Genomic DNA, 265 nt, shown 5'->3' on the forward strand with positions numbered 1-265 from the left:
TTTCTACAGGTGCTGCTCCAACGAATTGTCCGGGTTCAAGCAATAGTGTGAATATTGTTGAGGTTGCTAATCCAGTTGCTCTTGTATTGACCGGAAGTTCTATTTGTGCTTCTAATCCAGGCACAGGAACAGTTAGTTCTAGTACTTCACAATCAGGAGTAAGCTATCAGTTAAGAATAGGTACGACTAACGTACAAGCACCACAAGCAGGTACAGGTTCGGCTCTATCATGGACTGGTTTAAATGCAGGAACAAACTATAATGT

The 265-nt window shown here is 41.9% G+C and carries 1 protein-coding gene; it reads left to right on the forward strand.

Going from position 1 to position 265, the window contains the following annotated elements; translation table 11 throughout:
- Nucleotides 1–265 (forward strand): hypothetical protein (locus EOD40_RS18090; RefSeq protein ID WP_164905519.1); only part of this gene is annotated, 265 nt, incomplete at both ends.

Source organism: Flavobacterium sufflavum, assembly GCF_004016525.1.
GTDB classification, from domain to species: Bacteria; Bacteroidota; Bacteroidia; order Flavobacteriales; family Flavobacteriaceae; genus Flavobacterium; species Flavobacterium sufflavum.